Origin of the sequence: Cryptosporangium japonicum (assembly GCF_039524755.1) — a bacterium.
Taxonomy (GTDB): domain Bacteria; phylum Actinomycetota; class Actinomycetes; order Mycobacteriales; family Cryptosporangiaceae; genus Cryptosporangium; species Cryptosporangium japonicum.
The window spans coordinates 329,848-356,713 of the sequence record NZ_BAAAGX010000028.1 but is presented as its reverse complement, the minus strand read 5'-3'; the positions used below and the strand labels follow the sequence as shown (position 1 = coordinate 356,713).

24 protein-coding genes and 1 pseudogene are annotated in these 26,866 nt (G+C 72.6%); 16 read left to right on the top strand and 9 right to left on the bottom strand.

Going from position 1 to position 26,866, the window contains the following annotated elements:
* Positions 1-1,386 (bottom strand): Hsp70 family protein (locus ABD437_RS33235; RefSeq protein ID WP_344652911.1); only part of this gene is annotated, 1,386 nt, incomplete at its 3' end.
* 163 nt (positions 1,387-1,549) lie between these two features.
* Here ABD437_RS33235 and ABD437_RS33230 point away from each other — a divergent pair.
* The 4 genes from ABD437_RS33230 to ABD437_RS33215 all read left to right on the top strand — a co-directional run bounded on the left by ABD437_RS33230 (position 1,550) and on the right by ABD437_RS33215 (position 6,585).
* Entirely contained in the window at positions 1,550-2,446 is an 897-nt protein-coding gene (locus ABD437_RS33230; RefSeq protein ID WP_344652910.1) for a DMT family transporter, read from the top strand.
* A gap of 187 nt (positions 2,447-2,633) precedes the next feature.
* Positions 2,634-4,181 carry a DHA2 family efflux MFS transporter permease subunit gene (locus ABD437_RS33225; RefSeq protein WP_344652909.1) on the top strand — a complete coding sequence of 516 codons (1,548 nt, stop codon included), beginning with the start codon at positions 2,634-2,636 and terminating at the stop codon, positions 4,179-4,181.
* Positions 4,182-4,300: 119 nt separating this feature from the next.
* Entirely contained in the window at positions 4,301-5,485 is a 1,185-nt protein-coding gene (locus ABD437_RS33220; RefSeq protein ID WP_344652908.1) for an acyl-CoA dehydrogenase family protein, read from the top strand.
* A complete protein-coding gene (locus ABD437_RS33215) occupies positions 5,482-6,585 on the top strand; it encodes an acyl-CoA dehydrogenase family protein (protein ID WP_344652907.1) in 1,104 nt (367 codons plus the stop codon). The genes ABD437_RS33220 and ABD437_RS33215 overlap by 4 nt, the downstream gene beginning before the upstream one ends.
* Before the next feature lie 33 nt (positions 6,586-6,618).
* Here ABD437_RS33215 and ABD437_RS33210 read toward each other — a convergent pair whose 3' ends face one another.
* Positions 6,619-7,620: a toprim domain-containing protein gene (locus ABD437_RS33210; RefSeq protein WP_344652906.1), complete on the bottom strand. Its 1,002-nt coding sequence runs from the start codon at positions 7,618-7,620 to the stop codon at positions 6,619-6,621.
* A gap of 45 nt (positions 7,621-7,665) precedes the next feature.
* Here ABD437_RS33210 and ABD437_RS33205 point away from each other — a divergent pair, with 45 nt between their 5' ends.
* A complete protein-coding gene (locus tag ABD437_RS33205) occupies positions 7,666-8,517 on the top strand; it encodes an acyl-CoA thioesterase (RefSeq protein ID WP_344652905.1) in 852 nt (283 codons plus the stop codon).
* A 71-nt stretch (positions 8,518-8,588) separates the two neighbouring features.
* Positions 8,589-9,413: a hypothetical protein gene (locus ABD437_RS33200; RefSeq protein ID WP_344652904.1), complete on the top strand. Its 825-nt coding sequence runs from the start codon at positions 8,589-8,591 to the stop codon at positions 9,411-9,413.
* Here ABD437_RS33200 and ABD437_RS33195 read toward each other — a convergent pair.
* A complete protein-coding gene (locus tag ABD437_RS33195) occupies positions 9,410-9,895 on the bottom strand; it encodes a nitroreductase/quinone reductase family protein (RefSeq protein WP_344652903.1) in 486 nt (161 codons plus the stop codon). The genes ABD437_RS33200 and ABD437_RS33195 overlap by 4 nt on opposite strands.
* Before the next feature lie 50 nt (positions 9,896-9,945).
* On the opposite strand from ABD437_RS33195, the gene ABD437_RS33190 reads away from it, so the two are divergent.
* On the top strand, positions 9,946-10,425 hold the full coding sequence (locus ABD437_RS33190; RefSeq protein ID WP_344652902.1) for a MarR family transcriptional regulator: 480 nt from the start codon (positions 9,946-9,948) through the stop codon (positions 10,423-10,425).
* On the opposite strand, the gene ABD437_RS33185 is transcribed toward ABD437_RS33190, so the two are convergent.
* A complete protein-coding gene (locus tag ABD437_RS33185) occupies positions 10,422-10,901 on the bottom strand; it encodes an Lrp/AsnC family transcriptional regulator (RefSeq protein WP_344652901.1) in 480 nt (159 codons plus the stop codon). The two genes, ABD437_RS33190 and ABD437_RS33185, sit on opposite strands and share 4 nt — an antisense overlap.
* Before the next feature lie 94 nt (positions 10,902-10,995).
* Between ABD437_RS33185 and ABD437_RS33180 the strand changes: the two genes are divergently transcribed.
* The 3 genes from ABD437_RS33180 (at position 10,996) to ABD437_RS33170 (ending at position 14,369) form a co-directional block, all read left to right on the top strand.
* Positions 10,996-12,648, top strand: coding sequence for an alpha-keto acid decarboxylase family protein (locus ABD437_RS33180; protein WP_344652900.1), 1,653 nt, complete (start codon positions 10,996-10,998; stop codon positions 12,646-12,648).
* 77 nt (positions 12,649-12,725) lie between these two features.
* Positions 12,726-13,916, top strand: coding sequence for an MFS transporter (locus ABD437_RS33175; protein WP_344652925.1), 1,191 nt, complete (start codon positions 12,726-12,728; stop codon positions 13,914-13,916).
* A 63-nt stretch (positions 13,917-13,979) separates the two neighbouring features.
* Positions 13,980-14,369, top strand: a complete 390-nt coding sequence (locus ABD437_RS33170; RefSeq protein WP_344652899.1) for a PPOX class F420-dependent oxidoreductase — start codon at positions 13,980-13,982, stop codon at positions 14,367-14,369.
* Here ABD437_RS33170 and ABD437_RS33165 read toward each other — a convergent pair.
* Together ABD437_RS33165 and ABD437_RS33160 are read right to left on the bottom strand one after the other, a co-directional pair.
* On the bottom strand, positions 14,320-15,069 hold the full coding sequence (locus tag ABD437_RS33165) for a glutamine amidotransferase (RefSeq protein WP_344652898.1): 750 nt from the start codon (positions 15,067-15,069) through the stop codon (positions 14,320-14,322). The two genes, ABD437_RS33170 and ABD437_RS33165, sit on opposite strands and share 50 nt — an antisense overlap.
* Positions 15,066-15,809 carry a helix-turn-helix domain-containing protein gene (locus tag ABD437_RS33160; protein WP_344652897.1) on the bottom strand — a complete coding sequence of 248 codons (744 nt, stop codon included), beginning with the start codon at positions 15,807-15,809 and terminating at the stop codon, positions 15,066-15,068. Before ABD437_RS33160 ends, ABD437_RS33165 begins: the two co-directional genes overlap by 4 nt.
* A gap of 65 nt (positions 15,810-15,874) precedes the next feature.
* Here ABD437_RS33160 and ABD437_RS33155 point away from each other — a divergent pair, with 65 nt between their 5' ends.
* A complete protein-coding gene (locus tag ABD437_RS33155; protein WP_344652896.1) occupies positions 15,875-16,762 on the top strand; it encodes an LLM class flavin-dependent oxidoreductase in 888 nt (295 codons plus the stop codon).
* Here the strand turns inward: ABD437_RS33155 and ilvA are convergent.
* The gene (gene ilvA / locus ABD437_RS33150) at positions 16,746-17,987 is read right to left on the bottom strand and encodes a threonine ammonia-lyase IlvA (RefSeq protein ID WP_344652895.1); all 1,242 of its coding nucleotides are present in this window, start codon (positions 17,985-17,987) and stop codon (positions 16,746-16,748) included. The genes ABD437_RS33155 and ilvA overlap by 17 nt on opposite strands.
* Before the next feature lie 20 nt (positions 17,988-18,007).
* Positions 18,008-19,651 carry an FAD-binding dehydrogenase gene (locus ABD437_RS33145; protein WP_344652894.1) on the bottom strand — a complete coding sequence of 548 codons (1,644 nt, stop codon included), beginning with the start codon at positions 19,649-19,651 and terminating at the stop codon, positions 18,008-18,010.
* Positions 19,652-19,786: 135 nt separating this feature from the next.
* Here ABD437_RS33145 and ABD437_RS33140 point away from each other — a divergent pair, with 135 nt between their 5' ends.
* Positions 19,787-20,791, top strand: a complete 1,005-nt coding sequence (locus ABD437_RS33140) for a 2-dehydropantoate 2-reductase (RefSeq protein ID WP_344652893.1) — start codon at positions 19,787-19,789, stop codon at positions 20,789-20,791.
* Here the strand turns inward: ABD437_RS33140 and ABD437_RS33135 are convergent.
* Positions 20,781-21,326 carry a MarR family winged helix-turn-helix transcriptional regulator gene (locus ABD437_RS33135; RefSeq protein ID WP_344652892.1) on the bottom strand — a complete coding sequence of 182 codons (546 nt, stop codon included), beginning with the start codon at positions 21,324-21,326 and terminating at the stop codon, positions 20,781-20,783. The two genes, ABD437_RS33140 and ABD437_RS33135, sit on opposite strands and share 11 nt — an antisense overlap.
* A 31-nt stretch (positions 21,327-21,357) precedes the next feature.
* Here ABD437_RS33135 and ABD437_RS33130 point away from each other — a divergent pair, with 31 nt between their 5' ends.
* The 4 genes and pseudogenes from ABD437_RS33130 to ABD437_RS33115 all read left to right on the top strand — a co-directional run.
* Complete coding sequence (locus ABD437_RS33130; RefSeq protein WP_344652891.1) at positions 21,358-22,113, top strand: helical backbone metal receptor; 756 nt, start codon at positions 21,358-21,360, stop codon at positions 22,111-22,113.
* 81 nt (positions 22,114-22,194) lie between these two features.
* Entirely contained in the window at positions 22,195-25,449 is a 3,255-nt protein-coding gene (gene icmF / locus ABD437_RS33125) for a fused isobutyryl-CoA mutase/GTPase IcmF (protein ID WP_344652890.1), read from the top strand.
* Between the two features lie 47 nt (positions 25,450-25,496).
* Positions 25,497-26,462, top strand: a complete 966-nt coding sequence (locus ABD437_RS33120; RefSeq protein WP_344652889.1) for a hypothetical protein — start codon at positions 25,497-25,499, stop codon at positions 26,460-26,462.
* Between the two features lie 89 nt (positions 26,463-26,551).
* Positions 26,552-26,866, top strand: a pseudogene (locus ABD437_RS33115) (hypothetical protein); the annotation flags it as partial.

Genomic DNA, 26,866 nt, shown 5'->3' with positions numbered 1-26,866 from the left:
CGAGGGACCCCCGTGCGAGGGACCCCCGTGCGCAGGCCCTCCGTGCGCAGGCCCTCCGTGCGCAGGCCCCCCATGCGCAGGCCCACCGTGCGCGGAGCCCCTATGCGCAGGACCCCCGTGCGAGGGAACGCCGTGTGAAGGAGCCCCGTGTGACGGGCCCCCGTGCCCCGGGCCGCCCGGCGAACCTCCGAACGACGGCGCCGGCGGGGCGGAGTACTGCTGCGGCGGCCCCGAACGCGGCCCCGGAAACGGCGGCGCCGACGCCGGCACCCCCGCCGGAGAAGCCCCCGCCGGCGCGGCGTCGAACGCACGCACCCGCAGCGCCCCCTCCGCCACGATCAGCTCGGGCTGCTCCAGCACCGTCGGCGCCACCCCGAGCGTCCGGTGCAGCAGCGTCGCCACCAGCGGTATCCGCGTCGACCCACCCACCAGGAACAACGCCGACAGATCCCCGGGGGTGAGCCCGGCCTCGCGCAGCACCCCCTGCACCGACACGATCGTCCGCTCCAGCAGCGGCCGCGTCAGCGCGTCCAACTCGTTGCGGGTCAGCGGGATCTCGTCGTCGATCAGCGGCACCGGGATCAGCGTCGACGCGGCCGAGGAGAGCAGTTCCTTCGCGCCCCGCACGTCGTCCTGGAACAGCCACCGGGCCCGCCGCTCGGCCGCGGTGTCGGGCGAGGTCAGCGCCCGCCACGCGTCCGGGTTGCGCTTGGCCACCACCGCGCCGACGTGGGTGAGGATCGCGTGGTCGATGTCCAGGCCACCGGCGTCGACCAGGCCGTCGGTGGCCCGGACGTCGTAGCCCGACGCGGTGCGCCGCAGCACGGTGGCGTCGAACGTGCCGCCGCCCAGGTCGTAGACGAGCGCGTTGCCGCCGACCGGCAGGCGCGCTCCGTGCACCTCCGCGAACGCCGCCGCGGCCGCCACCGGCTCGGGCACCAGGCCGACGGCGGGCGCGGGCCACCCGGCCGCGGCGCAGGCCCGGCGCAGCAGGTCGCGCCGGGCTCCACCCCACACCGCGGGGTGGGTGATGCGGATCTCGTCCGGGGCGGGCGCCCCGGTGACCCGCCTGGTCTCGTCGGCGACGCGTCGCAGCACCGCGGCGAAGAGCGCCACGACCTCGTACTCGCCCGCGCCGAGGAGCACGACCCCGTCGTCGATCCGGCGCTTGGGGTTGGGTTCGAACCCGTCGGGGTGCAGCCGGGCGGTGTGCAGCGCGGCCCGTCCGACCAGCAGTTCTTTCGCCGGGGTCGCGCACACCGCCGACGGCAGCTGCGGCTGGCCGTCCACCAGGAGCGGGTTGACCCGGCCGTCCGGCCGGGCGAGCACCGCCACCGTGTTCGATGTTCCGAAGTCGACCCCTAGTCGAGTTCCCGCTGCCGCCACGCGGTCACCTTAGGCCGCCGCTCGCGTGTCCGGAGGCGCCCCCGCTGTCCGGTGTGCGACTCACCCCCGCGGACCGGACCCGGCACCGCCAGCTAACGAAAGCGGACGGACAGCGCCCCCGAACTCGAGTGGCCCCGCCGACCGGACCGCCTAGCGTCGAGCCGTGTCCCGTCGCGGTTGGCTGCTGTTCGTCGTCATGAGCGTCGTCTGGGGCATTCCCTACCTGCTCATCAAGGTCGCGGTCGAGGACGTCCCGGTGCCGGTCGTCGTGTTCGCGCGCACCGCGATGGGCGGCCTGCTGCTCGCCCCGTTCGCGCTGCGCAACGGCGGTGTGCGTACGGTGCTGCGGCACTGGCGCCCGGTGGTCGCGTTCACGCTGCTGGAACTCGTCGGCCCCTGGTTCTTCCTCACCGACGCCGAACGCGCGCTGCCGAGTTCGCTCGCCGGTCTGCTCATCGCGACGGTGCCGGTCCTGGGGGCGATCGCGGTCCGGCTCTCCGGTGGCGCCGAGCGCCTCGGCGGGAAGCGGCTCGCCGGCCTGCTCGTCGGGCTCGCCGGCGTGGCCGTCCTGGTTGCGCCGACGCTGCGTGCGGGTGCCGTCTGGCCGACCGTCGAGGTGCTGCTCACCGCGCTGGGGTACGCGGTCGCGCCGCTCATCGTCGTCCGCTACCTGGACGACGTGCCGGGCCTGCCGCTGACCGCGGTCTCGCTCAGCCTCGCGGCGCTGCTCTACGCGCCGGCCGCGACCGTCACCTGGCCGGACGCCCGGCCGGAGCCGCCGGTGCTGGGGGCGATCGCCGCGCTCGGCCTGGTCTGCACGACGGTGGCGTTCCTGGTGTACTTCGCGCTGATCCGCGAGGTCGGGCCGGTCCGCGCCACCGTGTTCACCTACGTCAACCCGGCCGTCGCCGTGCTCGCCGGTGTCCTCGTGCTCGGGGAGCGGCTGACGCTGCTGATCGGCGTCGCGTTCGTCCTGATCCTGGTCGGCTCGGTGCTGGCGACCGCACGGGAACCCCAGGTGGCGCGGGGTGGGACCGTCGTCGAAACACCCGTGGGGTAGCGTCGGGGCAGATTGTTTGGTCGATGCAAGGAACCTGCCGATAGAGGGAATACGCCGCTCGGTGGAGCCGGTTGTTCACCCCGGCGTCGCTAATTCAGTTTTTGTTCCATGCATCGATGCAGTAAGAATCTAACGAGCGTAAAATTAATCGACCCTGCCCTGCGCATCGGCACGAGGGAAAGTACTCATGGCAGACGTAGCCACGGCCAACGACGACAAGATCACACCCGACATACTCAAGGTGGCCGGGGTCGTCGTCCTCGGCGCCATCATGTCGATTCTCGACATCACGGTCGTCAACGTCGCCCTGCCGACGTTCCAGACCGAGTTCGGCTCGGTGGACGAGCCGCTGTCGTACGCGCGGGTCGCCTGGACGGTGACCGCGTACACGCTGGCCCTGGCCACCGTGATCCCGCTGACCGGCTGGGCCGCCGACCGGTTCGGCACCAAGCGCCTGTACATGACCGCGATCGCGCTGTTCACCGCCGGCTCCGCGCTCTGCGCCGCCGCGTGGAACATCGAGGCGCTGATCGGCTTCCGGGTGCTCCAGGGTCTCGGCGGCGGCATGCTGATGCCGCTCGGCATGACGATCATGACGAAGGCCGCCGGCCCGAAGCGCATGGGTCGCCTGATGGCCATCCTCGGTGTGCCGATGCTGCTGGGCCCGATCGGTGGCCCGATCCTCGGTGGCTGGTTGATCGACGCCGCGAGCTGGCACTGGATCTTCCTGATCAACGTCCCGATCGGTATCGGCGCGCTGATCTACGCGCAGCTCGTGCTGCCGGCCGACTCCGCGCAGCCGTCCGAGTCGTTCGACTTCATCGGCATGCTGATGATGTCGCCGGGTCTGGCGCTGTTCCTCTACGGCGTCTCGTCGATCCCGGAGGCCGGCACGATCACGGCCAACAAGGTGTGGATCCCGGCCGTGGTCGGCATCCTGCTGGTGATCGGGTTCGTCATCTACTCGTTCAAGCCCCAGCACCCGCTGCTCGACCTGCGGCTGTTCAAGAACCGCAACCTCACCGTCAGCATCATCACGATGTTCCTGTTCGCGGTCGCGTTCTTCGGTGGCCTGCTGCTGGTGCCGACGTACTTCCAGCAGATCCGCGGTGAGTCCGTGCTGATGGCCGGTCTGCTCGTCGCCCCGCAGGGCCTGGGCGCGATGGTCACGATGCCGATCGCCGGTGCGCTGTCGGACAAGATGCCGGTCGGACGCATCGTGCCGTTCGGCATCGTCGCGATCATCATCGGCATGTTCGGTCTGACCGGGATCGAGTCCGACACCTCCTACGGGGTGCTGATCGCGTGGCTGTTCGTGCTCGGCCTCGGCATGGGTCTCACGATGATGCCGATCATGACCAGCGCGCTGCGGACGCTGACCAACCACGAGGTGGCCCGCGGCTCGACGCTGCTGAACATCACCCAGCAGATCGCCAGCTCGGTCGGCGTCGCGCTGATGTCGGTGCTGCTCACCAACGGTCTCAAGGACTCGCAGCTCGCACTGCCGGCGATCGCCGCCCAGCAGGACCCGCGGATCGTCCAGCAGATCGGTGGCCCGGAGGCCGTCGCCAAGGGTCTGCAGGAGGCGGCGGAGGCGTTCGCGCACACCTACTGGGTGGCGCTGGCGCTCTGCGTGGTGACGCTCGCCGCGGCGTTCTTCCTGCCCCGCAAGCGGGAGGTCTCGCACCTCAACGACGACGAGACCGAGGGTGCACCCCCGGTGATGATGCACTAGCACACAGTTTTTGATGGCCCGCGGCGGAAGCCGCGGGCCATCGCTGTATCGGGCGGCGAACGTCTGTTAACTTCGGGCGGACGGGTACATAACTACCCGCCACCGGGAAGGAGACGCTGTTGTCCTCCGAGCAGCTCAACGACGCGATCGACGCGTTACTCCGCGAGCATCCACCCGCCACCACCGACCCGCACGAGTTCTTCGGTGCGCGGTTCGACGCCGGCCTCGCCTGGGTCTGGGTGGACCCGGCCGACGGCGGTCGCAACGCCGACCCGGCGCTCCAGGGTCTCGTCGAACAGCGCCTGACCGAGGCCGGGGCACCGCATCCGGGCTCGTACAACCCCATCGGCATCGGCATGTGCGGCCCGACGATCCTGGCCCACGGCACGCCCGAGCAGCGCGCGCGCTACCTCCGGCCGCTCTACACCGGCGACGAGGTGTGGAGCCAGCTGTTCAGTGAGCCCTCGGCCGGCTCCGACGTCGCCGGACTCGCCACCCGGGCCCGCCGGGACGGCGACGACTGGATCCTCGACGGCCAGAAAGTGTGGACGTCCTTCGCCCACCTCGCGAGCCGCGGTCTGATCCTCGCGCGCACCGACCCCGACGTCCCGAAACACCGCGGCATCACCGCGTTCCTCGTCGATCTGAAAGCACCGGGGGTCGACGTCCGGCCGCTCCGGCAGATGACCGGCGCCGCCGAGTTCAACGAGGTGTTCTTCGACGGCGTGCGGGTCTCCGACAGCGACCGGCTCGGCGACGTCGGCGACGGCTGGCGGGTCGGCACGACGACGCTGATGAACGAGCGCGTGTCGCTCGGCGGCGCGATCGCGACCCGGGACGAGCCCGGCGCCGACCTCCTCGAGGGCTATCGCGTCGCGGCCTCCCGCGGCGAGGGCAACCCGGTGCGCCGCGACCAGGCGGTGCGGCTCTGGATCGAGGCGAACGTCAACTACCTCACCGCGGTCCGTGCGGCCGCCGCCGGCAACCGCGGCACGCCCGGCCCGGAGGGGTCGGTGCTGAAGCTGACCTCGGCCGAGTTCAACCGGCGCGCGGCCGAGTTCCAGCTGGATCTGCTGGGGGCGCAGGCGACGCTGATACCGGACTACGAGATGCGCCGTCCGACGCTGCCCTACGGCAGCAACGGTGTGCCGTCGACGCAGACCGTGTTCCTGCGGACGCGGGCCAACACCATCGAGGGCGGAACCTCCGAGGTGCTCCGCAACATCCTGGGGGAACGAGTGCTCGGTCTGCCCGGTGACGTGCGGGTCGACAAGGGCGTGGCCTGGAAGGACGTGCCGCGATGAGCATCTTCTCCCCGGAACAGGAAGAACTGCGCACCACGGTGCGGACGTTCCTCGAGCGCACCTCGCCCGAGTCGTCGGTGCGCCGGGTCATGGAGACCGACGAGGGCTACGACCCCGCGGTGTGGAAGCAGCTGAGCGAGCAGCTCGGCCTGCCGGGCCTCCACATCCCGGAGGAGTACGGCGGTTCCGGGTTCGGTTTCGTCGAACTGTGCCTGGTGCTGGAGGAGATGGGGGCGGCGCTGCTCCCGTCGCCGTTCCTCGCCTCGGCCGTGCTCGCGGCGTCCGCGCTGCTGGCGTCCGACGACGAGGAGGCGAAGAAGGAGCTCCTGCCGGGCATCGCGAGCGGCACCACGATCGCCACGCTGGCCTACGCCAACGACACCGGCCAGTTCGACGGGGCGGTGGAGGCCCGGAGCACGCCGGCCGGGTACACGCTGAGCGGTTCCCGGCACTTCGTGCTCGACGGCGCGCGCGCCGACCTGCTTCTCGTGGTGGCCTGCGCGGACGCCGGGCCGTCGCTGTTCGCGGTCGAGAAGGGCGCCGCCGGGGTGTCGGCGCATCCGCTCTCCACCATGGACCTGACCCGCAAACAGGCCGACCTGGTGTTCGACGAGGTGCCGGCCCGGTTGATCGGCGCCGAGGGCGCGGCCGACGAGATCCTCGAGCACGTGCTGCGCCTGGCCTGTGTGGCGCTGGTGAACGAGAGCGTCGGGGGAGCGCGGGCCGTTCTCACGCAGGCGACGACGTACGCACGCGAGCGGCTCCAGTTCGGGCGCGCGATCGGCTCGTTCCAGGCCATCAAGCACAAATGCGCCGACATGCTCGTCGCGGTCGAGGGCTCCCGCTCGGCGGCGTACCACGCGGCGGCGGTGGCGGCGTCGGGTGACGCGTCGCTGGCCACCGTGGCGTCGCTGGCCAAGTCCTACGTGGGCGAGGCGTACTTCGCGGTGGCGGCGGAGAACATCCAGGTGCACGGGGGCATCGGGTTCACCTGGGAGCACCCGGCGCACCTGTACTTCAAGCGCGCCAAGTCGTCCCAGTTGCTGTTCGGTGACCCGCTGCACCACCGCACGCTGCTGGCCGAGCGTTTCGGTCTGTAGCGCGTCCGGAGGGCGCGCGGACACCGCGCGCCCTCACGGCGGATAGATGCTCTCGGCGGTCGTCACCCCGTCCGTGCCCAGCCGGACGCTCAGCGAGCGGGCGATCGTGGGCAGCAGGCCGGTGTCGCGCGGTGCGATGCCGGTCGCGCGGCGGAGCAGGGCACCGGCGGCACGAAGCGCGGTGACCCGCCCCTCGATCTCGTCGAGGCGGCGGCCGGCCAGGCGGGCGTCGACCAGGGCGGCCAGCAGCGACGTGCGGCACCGCCGGAGAACGCGGTCGGCGGCCCGCGGCCCGGAGCGGGCGATCAGCGCGGCCGGGTCGAGGCCCGGCGGCAGCACGATCGCGTCCACCGGGCCGTCCCAGGCGCGCAGCAGCTGGTACGCCCGGTCGGCGGCGCGCCGGCCCGCGGCATCGGGGTCGAAACAGACGACCACCGGCGTGCCGGGAGCGACGGTGGAGGCGAGCAGCTCCACCTGCCCGGTGGTGAGCGCCGTCCCGCAGGTGGACACGGCCATCCACCGCCCCTCCGCCCCCACCGGCAGCCGCGACGCCGCCACCGCGTCCGCCGGCCCCTCCACCACCAGCACCGCGCCCGGGCGGCGGCAGCGGGCCTCGGTGAGGCCGTAGAGGTGCTCGCTCTTGGTGTAGAGGGGAGTGGTGGCGCTGTTGCGGTACCGCGGCACCCGCGGGCGGCCGGACAGATCGCGCCCGACGAAACCGTGCACGGCCCCGTCCCGCCCGCGCACCGGGAACATCACGCGGTGGCGGAACGCGTCGATCAGGCGGCCGCCCCGGGCCACCACGAGCCCGGCGGTGACGAGCTCGTCGTCGGTGTGGCCGAACCGGCGGAGATGCTCGAGCAGCGCGGTGCGCCCCCACGGCGCGTAGCCCAGCCGCCAGGGCCGGGACCGGGCCAGACCCCGCGGGATGCCGCGGCTGCGCAGGTAGTCCACGGCCGGACCGCACGGCAGGCGGGCGAGCTGGCCGGCGTAGAAGGCGGCGGCTCGCTGGTGCGCCTCGAGCAGGCGATCCATGGCTCTATTGTCTCGTACATCCGTTCGAATGGCATCGTAGTGCGGGTGGCGACCATCCATGAGGTCCTGGAGATCGAACGCATCGAGGACGACATCTTCCGGGGCAGCACCCCCGACACGTTCCTCCAGCGGACGTTCGGTGGTCAGGTCGCGGCCCAGGCGCTGGTAGCGGCGGTCCGCACGGTCGCCGACGGCTACACCGTGCACTCGCTCCACGGCTACTTCATCCGGCCCGGCAAACCCGACATCCCGACCGTCTACCTCGTCGACCGCATCCGCGACGGGCGGTCGTTCGCCACCCGCCGGGTCACCGGGGTGCAGGGCGGCAAGGCGATCTTCTTCATGTCGGCGTCGTTCCACGTGCAGGACGAGGGCCCGGAGCACCAGGACTCGATGCCCGACGTGCCGTTCCCCGAGGACCTGCCCGACCCCACCGGCGTGCAGGGTGAGATCGCGGCGTGGCACGCGCGCGAGTGGCCGGACTGGGACCTGCGTTCGGTGCCGGCGTCATCGGTGGCGCGGGTGCCGGGCGCCGCGGCCCAGCAGCAGATCTGGATCCGCTACCGCCACACGCTCCCGGTGGACCCGGTGTTCCACGTGTGCGTCCTGACCTACCTGAGCGACATGTCGCTGCTCGGCTCGGCCCGGGTGCCGCACCCGGACGCGCACACCCAGGGCGCGTCGCTCGATCACGCGCTCTGGTTCCTGCAGCCGTTCCGCGCCGACGACTGGCTGCTCTACGACCAGACGTCGCCGGCGGCCGGCTCCGGGCGCGCGCTCACCCAGGGACGCATCTTCGACCGGCGCGGCCGGCTCGTGGCGGCGGTGACGCAGGAGGGGCTGATGCGGTACGTGCGCGAGCCCGAGCCCCGCGGTGTCCCGGCCGGCCGGGACTGAGAGCTTTACTTCGCGGGGAGGCGGGTACTCCGGATCTCGACACCGATACTTCGAGATGGACGGAGGCCGCCATGTCGACCGGGCTCACCATCGCCCTCGTCGTGGTTGTGCTCTTAGCCCTGGTCGTCGCAGCGGTAGTGATTCCGCGGCAGCGCCGGGCCAAGGCGGAGCAGCGCCGGCTGAAGGCGCAGGAGCACCTCGAGGAAGCCAAGGCACGGGCGGCGCGGGCCGAGGCCGAGCGCGCGGCCGCCGCGCAGCAGATCGCTCAGGCGAAGGCGCGCCGGGCCGAGCTGGAGCGCGAACTCGCGCGCGACGAGCGCGAAGCCGCCGAGCGGACCCGCCGGGCCGAGAGCGAGCACGCCGAGGCCGAGCGGCTCGCGCAGCAGGCGCGGAAGCTGGCGCCGGACCTCGACCCGGACGGCGCGCCCGGTGACGGTCGTCTCCACGACGTGGACGCCGCGCACGAGAACGCGCTGCGTGAGGACCGGGTCCACGTGGACCGCGGACGCCGCCGCGAGGACGGTGGCCAGGCGCGGGTGGACGACGCCCGGACGCGGGTGCTCCGCGGCCGTGACCGCCGCGACGAGGACGTTCCCGCGGGTGAGTCCGCCGACGACGGTCGGGACGGGTACACCCGGGAGCGCATCGCCCGGGTCGAGCGTGACCGCGAGGCCCGCGACGAGCGGGTGACCGTCAACGACGGTGCCGCTCCCAACCACGGTGCCACTCCGAACAACGGGTCGACGCCCGTCGACCGGAGTGCTTCGGCCCGGGAGGACTCTTCCGTCCGGAAGGACCAGGACCCGGCGGACCGGGACGGCACCGGCCACGGTGGACTCGGCAGCCGGCTCGGCAGCCGCCTGAGCCGTTTCCGCCGCGACCACGTGGAGCACTAAGCCGCCGTCCCACCGGCCCGGGAGCCCTCGTTCGGGTTCCCGGGCCGTTCCACGTCCACCCGGAACACCGCGACCCGGTCGGCGGCGGCCGCGAACTCGTCCGGATCGGCGCGACGCACCAGCCCCAGGCTGACGAAGAACGGCACACCGTGCGGCACCTCGGTCGGGAACGCACGCATCACCGCGCGACGCCGCTCCGGATCGGTCACCTCGGTGAGCCGCACGTCCTCACCGCGCCGACCCCGGGCCAGGACCCCGTGACCGGCCGCCCGGACGTTGCGCGCCCACTGCGCGTCGGCGAGCCCGGCGATCACGTACCGCTGTCCGTCCAGCCGCAGCGGTGACACCGGCGTCGCGCGGGGCTTGCCGGAGGTTCGTCCCGGCACCGTGAGCACGTGGATCGTCCCGATCCGGAGCCCGGCCCGGTTCAGTGCCCGGACCACGCGGTTGGCCGCCGGTAACCAGCGGGGGAGTCTGGTCATGAGAATTCCTTCGACGATCGAAATGATTGGGTCAGCGTAAGCTCTTTCGAGTGTCGAAGCAATCGGAGCGCGACGCGCTCGTCGAGTCGGCGGCCCGCGCCGCGGCGGAGTTCGGCGCCGCCGCCGGAGCGGTCGACGAGCAGGCCTGCGCGGTACTGGGCGTCAACCCCACCGACGCCGCGATCCTCGCCGCGCTCCATGTCCAGGGCCGGCTCACCGCCGGCGAGACGGCCGCCGCGGTGAATTTGAGCCCGGCCGCCACGAGCACCGCGATCCAACGCCTGGCCGCCGCCGGCCACCTGACCCGCACACCCGACCCCACCGATCGCCGCCGAGCGGTGCTGGTGCTCACCGCCTCCGCCCGCGAGGTGATCACCGCGATCTACGACCCGATAGCCACCGAGGGCGTAGCCGCGCTGGCCGAGTATTCGGACGAGGAGCTGCGCGTGATCACCCGATTCCTCGACCAGGGCCGAGCCCTGCAACTAGCCCACGCCGCCCGCGTCCGCGCCCTCCGCTGCCACCCCTAAGGCTCCAGATACCGCTCCAGCAGCGGTCCCATCCGGTGCGGGATCAGCTCCCTCGCCGCCAAGCTCGTGCTCGTCCTCATCACCCCGTACGAACTCACGATCTGCCTCGTCACCCGGTGCAGATCCTCCGGATCCACCGCCACCACCCGGGCGATCAGATCCGCGTCACCCGTCACCGCGTGCAGCTCCAACACCTCGGGGATCGTCGACAGCGCCGCCACCGTCGGGTCGAGTTCCCCCTGACTGATCTGGATCGAGACGAACGCCAGCAGCTGGTACCCCAGCGCGTCCAGCCGCAGGCGGCTCGACGGGGGTGCCAGCGAGCCGTCCGACTCCAGGCGCCGCTGCCTGCTCTGCACCGTGTTCCGGGCGAACCCGAGCTCGTCCGACAGCGCCGTGGTCGTGGCGAGCGGCGCGGTGTCCAGCGCCAGCAGAATGGCCGCGTCGGTGCGGTCGACAATGCGCGTTTCGCTCAACAGTCCGCCCTTCGAGCGTCAAAAACGAAGCATTTTGCTCAACCAACCGCCCTCATCTTGCCGTTCTGACCCCCGAACGGCAGCGTTCCGGTCCATGCGTGAGGTCACGGTTTCCGGGTATCTGGCCGAGCGGTTACGCCAGAACGGCGTGGCGCACCTGTTCGGCGTCCCCGGTGACTTCACCTCGACGCTGATCGACGGCCTGCTCGCGGGCGGTCAGCAGCGTTGGGTGGGTTCGCCGAACGAGCTCAACGCCGGGTACGCGGCCGACGCCTACGCCCGCCGGCGTGGACTCGCCGCCGTCGTCACGACGTACGGCGTGGGGGAGTTGAGCTGCCTCAACGCGATCGCCGGCGCGTACGCCGAGCAGGTGCCCGTCGTCCAGATCACCGGGGCGCCGGCCACCGGAGCGGCCGGGAAGCTCCTGCACCAGACGCTCGCCGACGGCGACCTCGGTCACTTCGCCCGCGCCTACCGCGAGGTCACCGCCGCGACCGAGGTCCTCACCCACGAGCACGCCGCCGAGCAGATCGACGCCGCGCTCGCCACCGCGCTCGCCACCTCCCGCCCGGTCTACCTGAGCGTGCCCGCCGACGTGGCGGACACGATGACCGACGCCGAGCGCCTCGCCACGCCGCTGCGCACCAACCGGGTGGACGCCGCCGCGCTCGCCGCGTTCGCCAACGCCGCGCGTAACCTCCTCAAGACCAAGGACGGCCAGGTCACGGTCGTCGCCGGCCACGAGGTCGAGCGCCGCCAGGCCACCCGTGAGCTCCGTGCGCTGGTGGAGGCGGGCCCGCTGCCGTTCGTCACGCTCGTCTCGAGCAAGGGCTGCGTCGACGAGGACCACCCCTGTTTCGCCGGGGTCTACTGGGGTGACCTGGGCGTGAAGTCCGCCCGCCACGCCGTCGACCAGGCCGCCGTGCTGATCACCGTCGGCACGCTGATGACCGACGTCGTCGCCGGTGCGTTCACCGCGCGCAACGACCCGGCCGCCACCATCGACATCCGGGGCACCTCGGCCCGGGTGGCCGACGAGACGTTCGAGGGCGTCCCGATGCACGCCGCGCTCGCCGCGCTCACCGGGCTGGCCAGCGACTACGCCACGTTGCCGGCGGCCGGGCTGCCAGCGTCGGCGGTGCTGGGCTACCGCGCCGAGGAGGAGCACGGGCCGGTCACCGACGCGCTCACGCAGATCTCGCTCTGGGAGAGCCTGGAGGAGTGGCTGCCGAGGAACTCCACGCTCCTCGCGGAGATCGGCACCGCGTTCTGGGGCGCGGTCAGCATCACGTTCCCGCGCAACACCGCGTTCGTCGCCCAGCCGGTGTGGAGCTCCACCGGGTACACGCTGCCCGCGGCGCTCGGTGCCGGCCTCGCCGAACCGCAGCGTCGCCCGGTGCTCGTGATCGGCGACGGCGCCGCCCAGATGACCGCCCAGGAACTCGGCACGATGGCGGCGAACGGCCTCGCGCCGGTCGTCCTGGTGGTGAACAACGCCGGCTACACGATCGAACGCGTACGGCACCGCCCGGCCGCGTCCTATCACGACGTCGCGCCGTGGAACTGGAGCGGGATCGTGCGGTCGATGGCGCCGCACGCGCACACCTACCGGGTCACCAGCCGCAGCGAACTGCGCGCGGCGCTGTCCAACGCGAGCGCCGTCCCCGACCGGATGGTGTTCGTCGAGGCCGTGCTCCCGTCGGCCGACACTCCGCCGATGCTGCGTCGCCTCGCCGGAAGGCACTGATATTCGCTGGCCGGACGTGCGACGATCTGGGCATGCGACATTGACCCAGCGGCGGTGACCGGAGCCCCACGCAGCGGCTGATCCGACGCGTCCAGGTTCTGGTCTTCACGTACGAGCTGATCCCGCTCTACCCGGTCTACGCGCTGCTGTTCGCGGACGCCGGGATGTCGGCGGGCCAGATCAGTGTGCTCTTCGGCATCTGGTCGTTCGTCGGGTTCGTGCTCGAAGTGCCCTCCGGCGCGTTGGCCGACCGGATCCCGCGGCGCCACCTGCTCGTCGCCGGAGTGCTGATCCGCGCCGGGGCGTTCGCGTCCTGGATCCTCTGGCCCACGTTCCCGGGCTTCGCGCTCGGCTTCGTCCTGTGGGGCGCCGGTGGTGCGGCGTCGTCGGGCACCTGGGAAGCGCTCGTCTACGACGAGCTCACCCGCTACGGCACCGCCGACCGCTACGCCCGGTTCCTCGGGCGCGCCGAAGCCCTGTCGGCCGCCGGTTCGCTCGCCGGCACCGCGCTCGCCGCTCCGCTGATGGCGCTCGGCGGCTACCCGCTCGTCGGCTGGACCTCCGTCGCCGTCTGCCTGCTCGCGACCGCGTTGGCGTCCCGCCTGCCCGTGGGCCACCCACCCACGTCCTACGCCGACCACGGCACCATCGACGCGAATGTCGACCGCACGGAGGGTGCGGACGCCGAACCCGGCTACCTCGACACGCTCCGCTCCGGTCTCCGGGAAGCGGTGGTGAACCGCCGGGTCGGGCGCGTGGTGCTGGTGGTCGTGCTGCTCAGCGGGGTCACCGCCGTGGAGGAGTACTTCGGCCTGCTCGCCGCCGACCTCACCTCCCCGGCCGTGCTGCCGCTCCTCCTCCTCCTCCCCACCGCCGGGTACACGCTCGGCGCCGAGTTCGGCGGGCGCCTCGGGGGCATCGCGCCGCGCCGGCTCGCGGTCACGCTGACCGTCGGGGTCGTGCTCGTCGCGGCCGGGGCCCTGATCCGTCACCCGCTCGGCTTCGTCGCGCTGGGCGTCGGCTTCGGGCTCGTGGGGTTCGGCATCGTGGTGGCCGGCGCCCGGCTGCAGGAGACGCTCACCGGCCCCCGCGCCACCGTGACCTCGGTCGCCAACGTGGGGGAGGAGGTCGTCGCGCTCGCGGTCTTCGGGGCCTTCGGTGCGGCCGCGGGCACGGTGTCGCTGCCGCTGCTGACCGCGCTGGCCGTCGTCCCGCTTCTCGTGCTGACCCTGCGCGTCCCCCGGTGGCTCCCGCCCGCCCAAAAATAACAAGCCCAAACCCTTCCCCAACAAAACCTTCCGCTACGGATCTATTTCTGCCACGATAGCCCCGTGCAACCCGACGTGAACGCCTTGTTCGACGCCCGCAACTTCGCCACGATCGCGACGATCAACCCCGACGGCTCGCCGCAGACGAGCGTGCTGTGGGTGCTGCGTGACGGCGACGACCTGCTGTTCTCCGTCCTCGACCACCGCGCCAAAGCACGCAACATCGCCCGCGACCCGCGGGTGAGCGTCACGGTCCACGACGAGGCCAACCCGTACACGTCCGCCGAGGTGCGCGGCACCGCCGTGCTCGAACCCGACCCCGGCAAGGAGCTGCCGGCCCGGCTCTCCCGCAAGTACCTCGGCGTCGACCCGCCGAACGAGTCCGACGACGAGCGCCGCCTGGTCATCCGCGTGCGGCCGACGACCGTTCGCTACGCCGCGCTACTCGGATGAACGCGCGCAGCACCTCGGGCGGGTACCGCACGTCGCTCGCGTACGCCAGCGCCTTGATCTCGTCGGCCTCTTCCGGCGCGAAGTACCCGGCGTACTTGTAGACGTCGACGCGGGTGCAGAGCCCGTCGGCGTCGAGTTCCGGGTGGAACTGCGTCGCGTAGACGTGCCGGCCGATCCGGAACGCCTGCACCGGGCAGGTCGGCGAGCTCGCCAGCAGCACCGCGTGCGGCGGCAGCTCCCGGATCGCCTCCTTGTGGCCGACGAAGGCCTGGAACGTCGGCGGGACGTCCGCGAACAGCGGGTCGGGCGTGACGACAGTGATCTCGACCGCGCCGACCGGCTCGCTGAACGTGCGGTCGACGAGCGCGCCCTGGTGGCCGCCGAGCGTCCCGATGCCGTAGCACGCGCCGAGGAACGGGAAGTCGGCGTCGACGATCCGGCCGATCAGCGCCCCGAGCTCGGCCTCCACCCGCTGCTGCACCGGGCTCTTGGCCTCGGCGGGGTCGGACACGTTGAACGGCCCGCCGCCGAGCAGGATCCCCGACCAGTCGTCGAGATCGACGTCGCCGAGCGGCGTCCGCTCGAGCCGGTGCCGGCGCAGATCCCGTTCGGCCAGCCCGGAGAACCGGAGGAACGCGTCGTACTCTTCGTCGGCCGCGGCGTCGTCGGCGCGGGTCCCGAGCAACAGGAACGGTTTCACCGGGACACCCTAAGACGTGTGGCGGTCTTCTCGTCGGCAGGCAGGAACGCCTCGAGTTTCAGCTCGGCCACGGTGACGTCCAGCGCGGTGGCGAACGTCGTCACGGTGGTGGTCAGGTGCAGGTCGTCGAGCTGCAACGGCACCGCGAAGCCGACGTGGTCCGCGCCGGTCTCGCGGGCCGGCGCGTAGCCGGCGAGTTCCTCGACCAGCGCGGCGAGCGCGTCGGAGGGGCGGGCGGCCAGTTCCTGTCGCGCCCGGTCCACCACGTGGTGCGCCCACTGCCCGAAGTTGCGTATCCGCGGCGCCATTCCCCGCGGGTGCAGCGCCAGCCGGTACACGTTCACCGGGGGAGTGAGCAGCGCCGGATCGACGCCGTCGGTGAGCAGGGCCAGCGCGCGGTTGGCGTCGACCAGGGTGCCGCAACGGTCGACGACGACGGCCGGGTACGGCTCGTGGCCGGCCAGGACGTGACGCAGTGCCGTGCGCACGCCGGGCAGTTGCGCGAGCGGGGTCTCCGGGTAGACGGGCGCGTACCCGGCCGACGCCAGCAGCTCGTTGCGTTCACGCAGCGGCAGTTCGAGCGACTCGGCCAGGCGCACGACGAGCGTGCGCCCCGGCGCGGACCGGCCGCTCTCCAGGAAGCTCAGGTGCCGCTGGGTGGTGCCGGCCCGGATCGCCAGCTGCAACTGGCTGACGTTGCGGCCGCGTCGCCGCTCGCGGAGCGCCGTCGGGAAGTCCATGTCCCGGTGTCTACCAGTGCCGTCGATACCTTCGAGGGAATTGTCGCGCTGTCCATGCTGGAGCCATGACCAAGCGTGGATTCGTACTACCGACGACGCTGCCCGGCTGGGCCGACGGCGAGGACCCGCGGGCCCTGCTCGATCTCGCCGTCGAGGCCGAGCGGCTCGGGTTCGACTCGGTCTGGGTGGGTGACACGCTGCTGCGGCCGGTCGTGGAGCCGCTGGCGACGCTCGCCGCGGTGGCCGCGGTGACGCGCACGATCGGCCTGGGCACGGCGACGCTGCTGCCGGCGTTCCGGCGCCCGGTGCAGGCGGCGCACACGCTCGCGTCGCTGGACCGGTTGTCCGGTGGTCGCCTCACGCTGGCCGTGGGGGCGGGGTTCCCGAACCGGTCGGAGCGGGAGTACGCGCTGTCCGACGTGCCGTGGGAGCGCCGGTTCGCGCGGCTCGACGACACGGTCGCGCTCTGGCGTCGTCTCTGGGCCGGCGAGCCCGCGCTGGTCGGGGGCGCGGAGGTGCCGCCGGTCCTGCCGCCGGCCCGGCCGGGTGGGCCACCGGTGTGGCTCGGCGGCGCGGGCCCGTCGGCGCTGGCCCGGGTGGCCCGCGCCTACGACGGCTGGCTGCCCTACCCGCCCGACCCGGCGACCTACGCCGCCGGCCTGGCCACCATCACCGCGTCCGCACCGGCCGGGCGGGACGTCACGCCGGCGCTGTTCGCGACGGTGCTGGTCGGGGACGGCGGGCGGGCCGCGCTCGACGAGTACACGCGGGCCTCCTACGGTGTGCCGCTGGAGGTCGCGGAGACCATCCAGCTGCTCGTCACCGGGTCGGCCGACGACGTCCGGAAGCGGCTCGACGAGTACGCCGGCGTCGAGCACCTCGTGCTCCGGGTGGCCGCGCTCGACCTGGCCACCCAGCGCGAGCAGCTGGCGCTGCTCAGACCAGGAACCTGAACAGCGGGCTGTCGGTCTCGACGCGCTCGATCCGCGACGGGGCCTCGTTCATCCGCTTGAGCAGGGGCTCCAGATCCTCCGCCCGGCCGAGCTCGATCCCCACCAGCGCCGGCCCGGTCTCCCGGTTGTTGCGTTTGACGTACTCGAACAGCGTGATGTCGTCGTCGGGGCCGAGCACCTCGTCGAGGAAGCGCCGCAGCGCGCCGGGCTCCTGCGGGAACTCGACCAGGAAGTAGTGCTTGCGTCCCTCGTGCACGAGCGCCCGCTCGACGACCTCGGCGTAGCGGCTCACGTCGTTGTTGCCGCCGGACAGGACACAGAGCACGGTCGAGTCGGGTTCGACGTCGAGCACGGTGCCCAGCACGCTCGGCGCGAGCGCGCCCGCGGGTTCGGCGATGATGCCGTCGGACTGGTAGAGCTCCAGCATCTCGACGCACACCTGGCCCTCCGGCACGGAGATCAGCTCGACGTCCTTCACCAGCGGGTACGTCAGTTCGCCGACCCGGCGCACGGCTGCGCCGTCGACGAAGCCGTCGAGGTCGTCGAGCACGACCGGCCCGCCGGCGGCGATCGCCGCGGCCATGCCCGCGGCCCCGGCCGGCTCCACCCCGACGACCCGCACCGCCGGGTACCGCTCCCGCAGCCAGGCCAGCGAACCGGCCAGCAGCCCGCCGCCCCCGACCGGGATCACGACCAGGTCCGGTACCTCGTCGAGCTGCTCGAACGCCTCTTTCAGGACGGTGCCCTGCCCGGCGATCGTGCGGGCGTCGTCGAACGCGGGCACGAGCGTCGCGCCGGTGCGTGCGGCGTCCTCGGCGGCGGCGGCCGCCGCGTCGTCGTAGCTCTCCCCGGTGACGATCAGCTCGACGGCCGCACCGCCGAGCGCGGCGATGCGGTCCCGCTTCTGCCGCGGCGTCGGCCTCGGCACGAAGACCTTCCCGCGGACGCCGAGCGCGGCGCACGCGTACGCGAGGCCCTGCCCGTGGTTGCCCGCGCTCGCGCAGACCACACCGCGGGCGTGCGCGTCCTCGTCGAGCTGGGCGATCAGGTTGTACGCGCCGCGCACTTTGTACGAGCGGACGACCTGCAGGTCCTCGCGTTTGAGCCAGACCGAGGCGCTGGTGCGCGCGGAGAGGCGCAGGTTGCGCTCCAGGGGAGTACGCGAGACCACCGCGCCCAACCGCACGGCGGCGGCTTCGACGGCCTCCGCGTCAACTGTTGTCACACGGCTGAACCTACCCGGGCTCAGCGGACCGCCGTCGCGGCGGCGCGACCCGCGGTACGCCCGGAGAACAGGCACCCGCCGAGGAACGTGCCTTCCAGGGCCCGGTAGCCGTGCATGCCGCCCCCGCCGAACCCGGCGACCTCACCGGCCGCGTAGAGACCGGGGACCGGCTCGCCGTCGGCCCCGAGCACGCGCGAGGACAGGTCGGTCTGCAGACCGCCGAGCGTCTTGCGCGTCAGGATGTGCAGTTTCACGGCGATGAGCGGGCCGGCCGACGGGTCCAGGAACCGGTGCGGCGGGGCCACCCGGATCAGCCGGTCGCCCCGGTACGCGCGGGCGCCGCGCAGCGCGGTGATCTGCAGGTCCTTCGTGTACGGGTTCGCCATCTCCCGGTCGCGCGCCGTCACCTGGCGTTCGATCTCGACCGGGTCCAGCAGCGCGGTCTCGGTGAGCTTGTTCATCCCGGCCACCAGCTCCGGCAGGTTGTCGGCCACGACGAAGTCGACGCCGTGCTTCTTGAACGCCTCCACCGGACCGGGTGCGCCCGGCCGCACGCGTTGCAGCAGCAGCCGCACGTCCTTCCCGGTGAGGTCTGGGTTCTGCTCGGAGCCGGAGAGCGCGAACTCCTTCTCGATGATCTTCTGCGTCAGCACGAACCAGGTGTGGTCGTGGCCGGTCTTCGTGATGTGTTCGAGCGTCCCGAGCGTGTCGAACCCGGGGAACAGCGGCACCGGCAGGCGCTTGCCGGTCGCGTCGAACCAGAGCGACGACGGGCCGGGCAGGATCCGGATGCCGTGGCCGGGCCAGACCGGGTCCCAGTTCGTGATGCCCTCGGTGTAGTGCCACATCCGGTCGCGGTTGACGACGCGGCCGCCCGCGGACTCGGTGATGCCGAGCATCCGCCCGTCGACGTGCGCGGGCACCCCGGTGAGCAGGCTCCTGGGCGGCTCACCGAGCCGGGCGGGCCAGTTGGCGCGCACCAGGTCGTGGTTGCCGCCGATGCCGCCGGACGTGACGATCACCGCCTGCGCACGCAGCGCGAAGTCGCCTACCACCTCCCGCGAGCTCGGCGCGCCGCGGCGGGCGTCGTCCGGCGCGAGGATGCTGCCGCTGACGCCGGTGACCGCGCCGTTGTCGGTGAGCAGCAGGTCGACGCGGTGGCGGAAGCGGAGCTCCACGTTCCCGGCGGCACGCACCCGACGCACGAACGGCGCGATCACCCCGGGCCCGGTGCCCCAGGTGATGTGGAACCGCGGTACCGAGTTGCCGTGCCCGGTGGCGTCGTACCCGCCGCGCTCGGCCCAGTTCACCAGCGGGAAGAGCCCGATGCCCTGCGAGCGCAGCCACGCGCGTTTCTCGCCGGCCGCGAAGTCGACGTACGCCTCGGCCCAGCGGCGGGCCCAGGTGTCCTCGTCGTCGCGGTCGAAGCCCGCGGTGCCGAGCCAGTCCTGCCAGGCCAGGTCGCGGGAGTCGCGGATGCCCATCCGGCGCTGCTCGGGGGAGTTCACCAGGAACAGGCCGCCGAACGACCAGAACGCCTGGCCGCCGAAGGACGCCTCCGGCTCCTGGTCCAGGAGGATCACCGAGGTGCCGGCGTCGGCCAGCTCGGCCGCGGCCACCAGACCGGCCAACCCGCTTCCGACGACGATGACGTCCGCGTCCATGCCTGCTCCCTCTGTGTCCGGGTGGGCACTACCCTGCGCGGCCCGGCCGGGCGGGTCAACGATCGGCGCAGCCGACTTGTCAGCCCGTGACGAACGTCCGGACAATGCGGGGACTCGACACGAGGGAGCAACGGAGTGCGAAGCCGGATCGTCGTCCTGGGCGCGGGCCTGATCGGTCTCTACGTCGGCGGGGCGCTGCACGCGTCCGGCGCCGAGGTGGCGCTGATCGGCAGAGAGCGGATGCGGCGGTTCACCGAGGCGCCGCTCGCGCTCACCGACCTCGACGGCGGCCGCACCGAGATCCCGGCCGGCGCGCTGGACTACTCGCTGGACCCGACCGCGCTGGCCGATGCCGGGCTGGTGTTGCTCGCGGTGAAGAGCGCCGACACCGGCGCCGCCGCCGACCTGCTCGCCGCGCACGCGCCGCAGCGCCCGGTGGTGCTCAGCCTGCAGAACGGCGTCGGCAACGTCGATGTGCTGCAGACCCGCCTGCCGGACTACGAGATCGTGCCGGGCATGGTGCCGTTCAACGTCGTCAGCCCGTCGCCCGGGCGGCTGCACCGGGCGACCGAGGGCGGGCTGATGGCCGGTCGCACCCACGCGCTCGACGAGTGGCTGCCGGCGTTCGCGGCCGCCGGCCTGCCGGTGACGCTGCGCGCGGACTTCGCGCCGGTGCAGTGGGGCAAGATGCTGCTCAACCTCAACAACGCGGTGAACGCGCTGGCCGGGGTGCCGCTGCGGGCGGAGCTCTCGCAGCGCGCCTACCGGCGGGTGCTGGCGTTACTGGTGGAGGAGGCGCTGGCGGTGCTGCGCGCGGCGGGCATCCGGCCGGCGCGGGTCACGAAGGTGCCGCCGGGTGCGCTGCCGACGCTGCTGCGGGTGCCCGACGCGCTGTTCACCCGCCTGGCCGGGGCGATGCTGCGGATCGACCCGGAGGCGCGCTCGTCGATGGCCGAGGACCTGGACGCCGGGCGGCGCACCGAGGTCGAGTACCTCAACGGGGCGGTGGTGCGCCTGGCCGAACGGGCCGGCGTCGACGCGCCGGTCAACCGGAAGGTGGTCGCGCTCGTCCACGCGGCCGAGGAGCACGGGGCGCCGTCCCTGACCGGTGCGCAGCTGCTCGCGGAGGTCAGTCGCTGAACGCGTCGGGCCAGCTGCGCCGGGGGTCGTCGGCGGGGAAGTCGCCGGCGTGCAGCCGGACCTCCCGGAGCAGGTCGTAGAGGTCGCGCATCTTCTCCGGATCGAGCGAGTCGAGCGCGAACCGCACCTCGACCAGGGCCTGGGTGGCCCGCTCGGTGACCTCGCGCCCGGCGTCGGTGATCACGACGAGCGTCGTGCGACGGTCGGTGGGGTGCGGCTCGCGCCGGATGAACTCCTGCGCCTGCAACCGGTCGACGATGTTGGTGATGCTGGTGGGGTGCACCATCAGCCGCTGGCCCATCTTGCTCATCGGCAGGCTGCCCTGGCGGCTGAAACAGAGCAGCACGAGCGCCTCGTACCGGGCGAACGTCAGCTGCAGCGGACGCAGCGCGGCCTCGATGCGCCCCAGCAGCAGCTGCTGCACCCGCATGATCGAGGTGGCGACGGCCATCGCGTCGGTCTCGTCCCAGCGGGCGCTCCACTTGCGGGCGGCCTCCTCGACCGGGTCGAACGGTAGCGAGCTCGGCGCAGCCATGGATCGCAGCGTATCGGCCTATGGTCGGGGGATGACCACGGTGGTGGACGACCTCGGTCACGCGGTGGCGCTGCCCGGGGCGGTGCGCCGGGTGGTGAGCATCGTGCCGTCGCTGACCGAGACGGTGGCGGCGAGCGCGCGCGAGCTGCTCGTCGGCGTCACCGACTGGTGTACACACCCGGCTGACCTGGACGTTCCCCGCGTCGGCGGCACGAAGAACCCGGACGTGGCGGCGATCGTCGCGCTCGCGCCCGACGTGGTGCTCGCCAACCAGGAGGAGAACCGCGCGCCTGACCTGGACGCACTGCGTGCCGCCGGCGTCGCGGTGTACGTCACCGACATCCGTACGGTGCCCGCCGCGATCGGGTCGCTGGAGCGGTTGCTCGGCGCGCTCGGGCTCGCCCGCCCGGCGTGGCTGGGAGCCGCGGCCGAGGAGTGGCGGGCCACGGTGCCCGTGGTGTCCACCGCGGTGGTGCCGATCTGGCGCCGGCCGTGGATGGCGCTGGGGTCGGACACGTTCGCCGGTGACCTCGTCGAGCGGCTGGGGTACCGCAACGTGCTCGCCGGCAGCCCGGAGCGGTACCCGCGGTTCGACCCGGCCGCGCTGCCGCCGGTCGACCTCGTGCTGCTGCCCGACGAGCCGTACCTGTTCACGCCGGACGACGGCCCGGAGGCGTTCGGCGGCACCCCGTTCGCGTGCGTCGACGGCCGGTCGCTGACCTGGTACGGCCCCAGCCTGGCCGGGGCACGCGCGCGCCTGCTGGCGCTGATCGACGCCGCCCGCTGAAGCCGTCCGACGCTGGACATTGTTGATCGGGAGTCAGATAGTAGGAAGTCAAAGTAATCGCCTCGGGACGGGACCACGCTCATGCCTCCGTCGCTCCACGTGCCGGTGAACCCGGTCCGCTTCGTCACCGCGTCCAGCCTCTTCGACGGGCACGACGCGGCGATCAACATCATGCGGCGGATCCTGCAGTCGCAGGGTGCGGAGGTGATCCACCTCGGCCACAACCGCTCGGTGCGCGAGGTGGTGGACGCGGCGATCGAGGAGGACGTCCAGGGTGTCGCGATCAGCGCCTACCAGGGCGGGCACGTCGAGTACTTCACCTACCTGGTCGAGCTGCTGAACGAGCGCGGCGCCGGGCACGTCAAGGTGTTCGGTGGCGGCGGGGGAGTGATCGTGCCGGCCGAGATCCGGCTCCTGCACTCCCGCGGCGTCGCGCGCATCTTCTCGCCCGCCGACGGCCAGAAGATGGGCCTCGCGGCGATGATCAACTCGATGATCGCGGCCTGCGACTACTCGCTCGCCACCGGCGAGAGCGCGGCGACCACCGGCGCCGCGGAGCTGCTCGGAGCGGCGGCCGCGACACCCGTCATCGACCGGAGCGCCGCCCTGGACGGCCTGTTCACCGGCGCCACCAGGGCCGTCGCGCGGGCGATCACCGTCGCCGAGGCCGGCCGGCTGCCCGCCGACCTGGCCGCCGAGATCGAGGCCAGGGCCGCGGCGCGGACCGTGCCGGTGCTCGGCATCACCGGCACCGGCGGGTCGGGCAAGTCGTCGCTCACCGACGAACTCGTCCGCCGGTTCCGGCTCGACCAGCAGGACAAGCTGCGGATCGCGGTGCTCGCCGTCGACCCCACCCGTCGCCGGGGCGGGGGCGCGCTGCTCGGCGACCGCATCCGGATGAACGGCCTCGGCGGGGACGTCGTCTACTTCCGCTCGCTGGCCACGCGCCGCGCCGGCCGCGAACTCCCCGACGGGCTCGAGGCGGCCATCGGGATCTGCCGGGCCGCCGGCTTCGACCTGGTGATCGTCGAGACGCCGGGCATCGGCCAGGGCGACGCCGCGATCGTCCGGTTCGTCGACACCTCGTTGTACGTGATGACGCCGGAGTTCGGCGCGGCCTCGCAGCTCGAGAAGATCGACATGCTCGACTACGCCGACGCGGTCGCGATCAACAAGTTCGAGCGCCGCGGCGCCGAGGACGCCCGCCGTGACGTCGCCCGCCAGCTCGTCCGCAACCGGGAGGCGTTCGGCGCCGCCTGGGCCGACATGCCGGTCTTCGGCACCAGCGCCGCGACGTTCAACGACGACGGTGTCACCGCGCTCTACCAGCACCTGCGTAACGAGCTCGCGCGCAAGGGCCTCCCGGTCGGCGAGGGGGTGCTCCCGCTCGTGGACGGCAGGACCTCGACGTCGGCCTCGACCGTCGTGCCCCCGACCAGGGCCCGCTACCTGGCCGAGATCGCCGAGCACGTCCGCGGGTACCACGCCACCACGGCGGCCCAGGTCGACGCGGTACGACAGCGCGCTCACCTCGTCGCCGCGCAGGACGCCCTGACGGCCGCCGGTGCACCCTCGGACGACCTGCGGACACTCATCGACGAGGTGGCCGTCGACCGGGACGCGGACGCGTTGCTGGCCTCCTGGCCGCAGCTGGCGGCCGACTACGCCGGCGACGAGCTCGTGACCACGGTCCGCGACCGTGAGCTGCGTACCGTGCTGCGCAAGGAGACGCTCTCGGGCACCAAGGTGCCGCGGGTGGCGCTGCCCCGCTACGTCGACGAGGGCGAGCGGTTGCGTTTCCTGCGCGCCGAGAACCTGCCCGGCCGGTTCCCGTTCACCGCGGGGGTCTTCCCGTTCAAGCGCGAGGGCGAGGACCCGGCACGCATGTTCGCCGGCGAGGGCGACGCGTTCCGCACCAACCGCCGCTTCAAGTACCTGTCCGAGGGCGGCGAGGCCACCCGGCTCTCGACCGCGTTCGACTCGGTGACGCTCTACGGGCGCGACCCCGACACCCCGCCGGACGTCTACGGCAAGATCGGCACGTCGGGGGTCTCGATCGCCACGCTCGACGACATGAAGGCGCTGTACGACGGCTTCGACCTCACCGCGCCCACCACGTCGGTGTCGATGACGATCAACGGGCCCGCCCCGACGATCCTCGCGTTCTTCCTCAACACGGTGATCGACCAGGAGCTGGAGCGGGGCGGTACCGCGGCTGACGCGCTGCGCACGGTGCGCGGCACCGTCCAGGCCGACATCCTCAAGGAGGACCAGGGCCAGAACACCTGCCTGTTCTCCACCGAGTTCAGCCTGAAGATGATGGCCGACATCCAGGAGTGGTTCATCCAGAACCAGGTCCGCAACTTCTACTCGGTGAGCATCTCCGGCTACCACATCGCCGAGGCCGGGGCGAACCCGATCAGCCAGCTCGCGTTCACGCTGGCCAACGGCTTCACCTATGTGGAGTCGTACCTGGCGCGCGGCATGGACGTCGACGACTTCGCGCCGAACCTCTCGTTCTTCTTCTCCAACGGCATGGACGCCGAGTACACCGTGCTCGGCCGGGTGGCCCGCCGGATCTGGGCGATCGCGATGCGCGAGCGCTACGGGGCCAACGAGCGCAGCCAGAAGCTCAAGTACCACGTGCAGACGTCCGGCCGGTCGCTGCACGCCCAGGAGATGCAGTTCAACGACATCCGGACGACGCTCCAGGCGCTGACCGCGATCTACGACAATTGCAACAGCCTGCACACCAACGCCTACGACGAGGCGATCACCACCCCGACCGTGGCGTCGGTGCGGAGGGCCCTGGCGATCCAGCTGATCATCAACCGCGAGTGGGGCCTGGCCGCCAACGAGAACCCGCTGCAGGGCGCCTACGTCGTCGACGAGCTGACCGACCTGGTCGAGGAGGCCGTGCTGGCCGAGTTCGACCGCATCTCCGAGCGCGGCGGGGTGCTCGGCGCGATGGAGACCGGCTACCAGCGCGGCCGCATCCAGGACGAGTCGATGCGCTACGAGCAGCGCAAACACGACGGGTCGCTGCCGATCGTCGGCGTCAACACGTTCCTGCCGCCGGACGGGGCCGAGGAGGTCGGCGAGATCGAGCTGGCCCGCGCCACCGAGGACGAGAAACGCTCCCAGGTCGAGCGCGTGCGTGCGTTCCAGGCGGCGCACCGGCCCGAGGCGCGGGAGGCCCTGCGCCGCCTCAAGGACGCGGCGATGGCCGGCGACAACGTCTTCGCGGTGCTGATGGACGCCGCCCGGGTGTGCAGCCTGGGCCAGATCACCGAGGCCTTCTTCGAAGTGGGCGGCGAATACCGCCGCAATGTCTAGCGTGTCGCATTGGGGTGAATAGGGTGAATCGGGTTTGATCTGGGCCGGTGGAGCGCAGCCTTCAGGAGCCCGAGTTCCGGGAACCCAGCAGCGACGAGTCTGACTGGACCCGGTACGACGTGCCCTACGGATCGCCGTACGAGCGTCCGGGGACGCTCTACGGCCGGTCGGCGACCGTGTACGGGCGGACGGTCACCGACGACGAGCCGGACGAGCCCGCCGACACCGCCGGGGACGAGCCGGGTTTTCTCGGCTTCACCGGGGTTCCGGAGCCGGGGCCGGGACGGCACTCGCAGGCCGGGGTCCGGCGCCGCCGGGTGGGCCGGTCGTTCGAGGCGGCCGGGCTGCCGGTGGTCGCGCTCGGCCTCGCGGTGCTCGCGATCCTGATCGGCGGCATCGCGACGATCACTGCCCTGGTCGCGGTCGGCCGGGCGGCGACCGCCGAGTCCGCCGCCGAGCGGGCGGCCAGCGCGGCGGCGAGCGCGGTGGCGGCCGGGGCCACGTCCGCGCCCGCGGTGGCGCAGCCGGTCGCACCGGTGTCGGAGCCGCCCCGGCCGGCCCGGCCCGGTCCGACCGCGTCGCTCAACCCCGACCGGTTGGACCCGGCCGGCAACTACGAGCTGGCCTACGCCGCCCAGCCGGTGCGGGTACAGCCCAGTACCTGCGAGGGGACCGAGCTCGACCTGGACGAGCCGCGGGTGCTGCCGCAGGCCGGCGCGGACGCGACCTACGGGAGCTGCGCCGACGGCTTCCACCTGGACTTCGGGGAGTCGGCGCGGTTCGCGGTGGTCGCGGACCCGCAGTCGTCGGCCGGTGGGTGCGTGGAGGCCGTCCAGACCGACCCCGGCGTGGGGTGGGTGACGCCGTCGGCGGGGACCACGGTCTGCGTGCTGACGTCCCGGCTCGCGGCCGAGCCGCAGCAGCTCACCACCAAACTCGTCCGGCTGAACGTGGAGAACGTGGAGAACGACGGGACGCTGGTCGCCGCGCTCACCGCGTGGGTGGTGCCGTGAGGCACTCAGGCGTGCGGGTGCCCTGAGGCACTCAGGAAAGTCGTGCCCACGCCGATTCAACGAGTGTGACGAACCGGACAATGCCTCAGGTGACCGACCGGTCGGGTGTCGAGCTGCTCGTCGAGGTGGGCACGTTGCTGTCCGCCTCGACGGTCGCGACGCTGGACAGCGCGCTCGAGCTGGCGGTGGTCGCGGTCACCGCGTTCGTCGGCGGACGCCGGGGCGAACTGGTCGTCCGCCCGTCCGAGCCCACCGACCCGTTCCCGCTCGCCGACGCCGCCCCGCAGGCGGCCGCGCCGAGCCTGGCCGACGCGCCCGGGCTCACGCCGGGGCTGCCACCGGCGCCGGAACCGGGTGAGCACGCCGCGCCGGTGCCCCCGGCCCTCACCCCGGCGGCGGGCCCC